General features: G+C 69.7%; 6 protein-coding genes. 2 read left to right on the forward strand and 4 right to left on the reverse strand.

The window, feature by feature from the left end:
• Positions 1-108: 108 nt before the first annotated feature.
• Entirely contained in the window at positions 109-357 is a 249-nt protein-coding gene (locus GL263_RS24240) for a hypothetical protein (RefSeq protein ID WP_182857878.1), read from the reverse strand.
• 229 nt (positions 358-586) lie between these two features.
• Between GL263_RS24240 and GL263_RS24245 the strand changes: the two genes are divergently transcribed.
• Both GL263_RS24245 and GL263_RS24250 read left to right on the forward strand, forming a co-directional pair.
• Complete coding sequence (locus GL263_RS24245; protein ID WP_143650887.1) at positions 587-829, forward strand: type II toxin-antitoxin system Phd/YefM family antitoxin; 243 nt, start codon at positions 587-589, stop codon at positions 827-829.
• Positions 829-1,203: a type II toxin-antitoxin system VapC family toxin gene (locus GL263_RS24250; protein WP_143650889.1), complete on the forward strand. Its 375-nt coding sequence runs from the start codon at positions 829-831 to the stop codon at positions 1,201-1,203. The genes GL263_RS24245 and GL263_RS24250 overlap by 1 nt, the downstream gene beginning before the upstream one ends.
• Positions 1,204-1,246: 43 nt before the next feature.
• Here GL263_RS24250 and GL263_RS24255 read toward each other — a convergent pair whose 3' ends face one another.
• The 3 genes from GL263_RS24255 to GL263_RS24265 form a co-directional block, all read right to left on the reverse strand.
• Complete coding sequence (locus GL263_RS24255; RefSeq protein WP_182857879.1) at positions 1,247-2,026, reverse strand: exodeoxyribonuclease III; 780 nt, start codon at positions 2,024-2,026, stop codon at positions 1,247-1,249.
• 17 nt (positions 2,027-2,043) lie between these two features.
• Positions 2,044-2,703 carry an MBL fold metallo-hydrolase gene (locus GL263_RS24260; RefSeq protein WP_182857880.1) on the reverse strand — a complete coding sequence of 220 codons (660 nt, stop codon included), beginning with the start codon at positions 2,701-2,703 and terminating at the stop codon, positions 2,044-2,046.
• 13 nt (positions 2,704-2,716) lie between these two features.
• The coding region (locus tag GL263_RS24265) for a carboxymuconolactone decarboxylase family protein (protein ID WP_182857881.1) at positions 2,717-3,053 on the reverse strand (337 nt) is incomplete at its 5' end.

The raw sequence follows: 3,053 nt of genomic DNA on the forward strand, positions 1-3,053 counted from the left end.
CTATGCCGGTGCGCGATCTCGACGCGGCGCCGGGGTGCCCGCAAAGCTCCCCGCAGGCGGCGTTACCCACAACGCCGAGTCCGAGGGTGTGGGGGTTCGGAGCTCGGGCTAGATCCGGCCCGGCAGGGAACGGCCCGGCTGGGCGTGATCGGCATCGAAGCTGGAGATGCTTCCGTTGGAGCTGTAGTCCTTGGGCGCGAAGGGGCCGAGTCGGTTCGTGATCATGATCATGAACACGATGAAGCCGATGATGGTGATCACCGCCAGAGCAAGCCCCACCGGATTCTTCGTGTTGTAGTGGCCCGACGGAAGCATGATCGGCTCGTCGTCGCGGTCGCACCCACGGTTGGACGCCATGCGGTGATGGTAACAACGCATCGCTCGCGGCTAGTTGACCCGATTCCGGCCCCCACCTGGCCAGATGCGTCGAAACGCGTACGTTTCGCCAGGCAGCACCCGCCCCCGAGGCACAGCGCGCTATCCACGCCGGAAACGCGCGAAAGGCCCGAGCAGGCGACACCGAACGACATCGAGGCGTACACTTAGTCCATTGGTTAGTCCACTCCTCGCGCCCTCGGAGGCCGCTGTGGAAGCAGCCCGGCAGTACAACGTCCATGAGGCCAAGACGCACTTCTCCCGGATCCTTGAACAGGTCGCGACGGGAGACGAGGTGGTGATCAGCAAGGCGGGTGAGCCGGTGGCGAAGGTCGTGCCGCTGCGCCCGAAAGTGCAGCGGACCGGGCGGGGCTCCCTTCGCGGGCAGATCCAGATTGCCGAAGACTTCGACGAGCTGCCCGACGACATCGCCGACGCCTTCGGGATGCGCTGATGCGGCTCCTTCTCGACACACACGTGGTGCTTTGGTGGTTGGACGACTCAGCGGAGCTATCCGATGAGGTCAAGGAGTTGCTCGACACCGCGCCCGCCGTGTACCTCAGCGCGGTGTCCCCGTGGGAGATCGCGATCAAGCAGTCACTCGGCAAGCTCGCGGGGCCGGACGACCTCGCGGAGCGGGCTCGGGACAGCCAGTTCAGCCCGCTAGCGATTACGGCTGGGCACGCGGTGCGTGCGGGCCGGCTCCCGCTCATCCACCGAGACCCTTTCGATCGGGTTCTGGTGGCTCAGGCGCAGACCGAGGGGCTGACGCTGGTTACCCGGGACAAGTACATCCCGCAGTACGACGTGCGGGTCATGGCCGTGTGAGGTGAGCGTGCCGCCCGCGGGGCGGCGGGCGGCACGCCAGGCGTCAGAGCGAGAGGTCGGCGACCACCGGGGCGTGGTCGGAGGGGGACTTGCCCTTGCGGGCTTCGCGGTCGACGTAGGTGTCCTTGACGGCGGCGGTGAAGGGGGTGTTGCCGAGGATGTGGTCGATGCGCATGCCGCGGTTCTTGGGGAAGCAGAGCTGGCGGTAGTCCCAGAAGGTGAACGCCACGTCGTACTTCAGGGGGCGGGGGTCGAGCATGGTGAGGCCGGTGTCGGTGAGCGCGGTGAGCGCGTCGCGTTCGGGCTGGGAGACGTGGGTGGACTCCTGGAACTTGTCGATGTCCCAGACGTCGGCGTCGGTGGGGGCGATGTTGAAGTCGCCGAGGACGGCGTAGGGGGCGTCGTCGGTCATCTCGGCGGCGACGGTGTCGCGGAGGGCGGCGAGCCACTGGAGCTTGTAGGTGTAGTGGGGGCTGGTCAGTTCGCGGCCGTTGGGCACGTAGACGGACCAGACGCGGACGCCGCCGCAGGTGGCGCTGACCGCGCGGGGTTCGGCGACGCCCTCGAACTCGGGGACGGCGGTGAGCGCGGTGACCGGGTCGTCGAGGCCGACGCGGGAGAGGACGGCGACGCCGTTCCAGCGGCCGGCGGAGGTGAACGCGGCCTGGTAGCCGGCGTCGGCGAGGGCCTGCTCCGGGAACTGCTCGGGCGGGCACTTCAGCTCCTGGAGGCAGAGCACGTCGGTGTTGCTGGACTTCAGCCAGTCCAGCAGTCGCTCCAGGCGCGGGTTGATGCCGTTGATGTTCCAGGTGGCGATACGCATGGCGGGAAATCTACCGGTCAGACGGTGGTGGACTCGCCGGGGAGGAGGCGCCGGCGTTCCGCGTCCCCGATGCCGGGGCCGGTGGGGCCGAGCATGCGGCCGTAGATCGGGAAGGCGTTGTCGGAGAGCAGTCCGTCGTGCACGTCGTGGACGGTGCGGGGGGCGACCTCGCGGATGTAGTCGACGATCTCGGAGAACTTGCTCCACGGCGCCTGGAGCGGCACCAGCAGGGTCTCGACGGGGACGCCGGGGACGGTGAGGTTGTCGCCGGGGTGGAAGAGGGAGTCGTCGATCAGGTAGCCGACGTTGGTGACGCGCGGGATGTCGGGGTGGATGACGGCGTGCAGTTCGCCGTGGACCTGGACGTCGAAGCCGGCGGCCTCGAAGCGGTCGCCGTGGCCGACGGTGTGGACGCGGCCGGGGTAGGCGGGGGCGAGCTGGTCGGCGACGGCGCGCAGCGTCCACAGTTCGGCGGCGGGGTTGGTGTCCAGGACGGCGCGGAGGTGGCCCTCGTCGAAGTGGTCGGGGTGTTCGTGGGTGACGAGGAGGGCGTCCGCGCCGTGCGCCGCGCCCGGTTCGGTGAAACCGCCGGGGTCGATGACCAGCGTGCGGCCCTCCTTGTAGAGGCGGACGCAGGCGTGGCCCTGCTTGGTGAGGAGCGTGGCGGGCTCGGTCATGCCGGTCATTGTGCTACGCCTCGGGGGTCGTTTCCTCGCGGACGACACGCTGGGCGACGCGGAACGCGGCGTCGGCGGTGGGCAGCCCCTGGTAGACGGCGGTGTGCAGCAGCACCTCGCGGATCTCGGCGGGGGTGAGGCCGTTGCGCAGGGCGGCGCGGGTGTGGTCGGCGAGGGCGTCGAGCTGGCCGGCGGCGGCGAGCGTGGCGAGGGTGGCGACCGAGCGGGTGCGGCGGTCCAGGCCGGGCCGGGACCACAGGGCGCCCCACTCGGTCTCGGTGAGCAGTCGCTGGAAGTGGGCGGCGAAGTCGTCGGTGAAGTTGTCGGTGTCGGCGGCGGCGCGGTCGACG

It is taken from the genome of Streptomyces durbertensis (assembly GCF_014156695.1).
Classification (GTDB): domain Bacteria; phylum Actinomycetota; class Actinomycetes; order Streptomycetales; family Streptomycetaceae; genus Streptomyces; species Streptomyces durbertensis.

Excerpts from the sequence above, each read along its gene's own strand:
- GL263_RS24240 (WP_182857878.1), bottom strand. The coding sequence starts at position 357 with ATGGCGTCCAACCGTGGGTGCGACCGCGACGACGAGCCGATCATGCTT.
- GL263_RS24250 (WP_143650889.1), top strand. The coding sequence starts at position 829 with ATGCGGCTCCTTCTCGACACACACGTGGTGCTTTGGTGGTTGGACGAC.
- GL263_RS24255 (WP_182857879.1), bottom strand. The coding sequence starts at position 2,026 with ATGCGTATCGCCACCTGGAACATCAACGGCATCAACCCGCGCCTGGAG.
- GL263_RS24260 (WP_182857880.1), bottom strand. The coding sequence starts at position 2,703 with ATGACCGAGCCCGCCACGCTCCTCACCAAGCAGGGCCACGCCTGCGTC.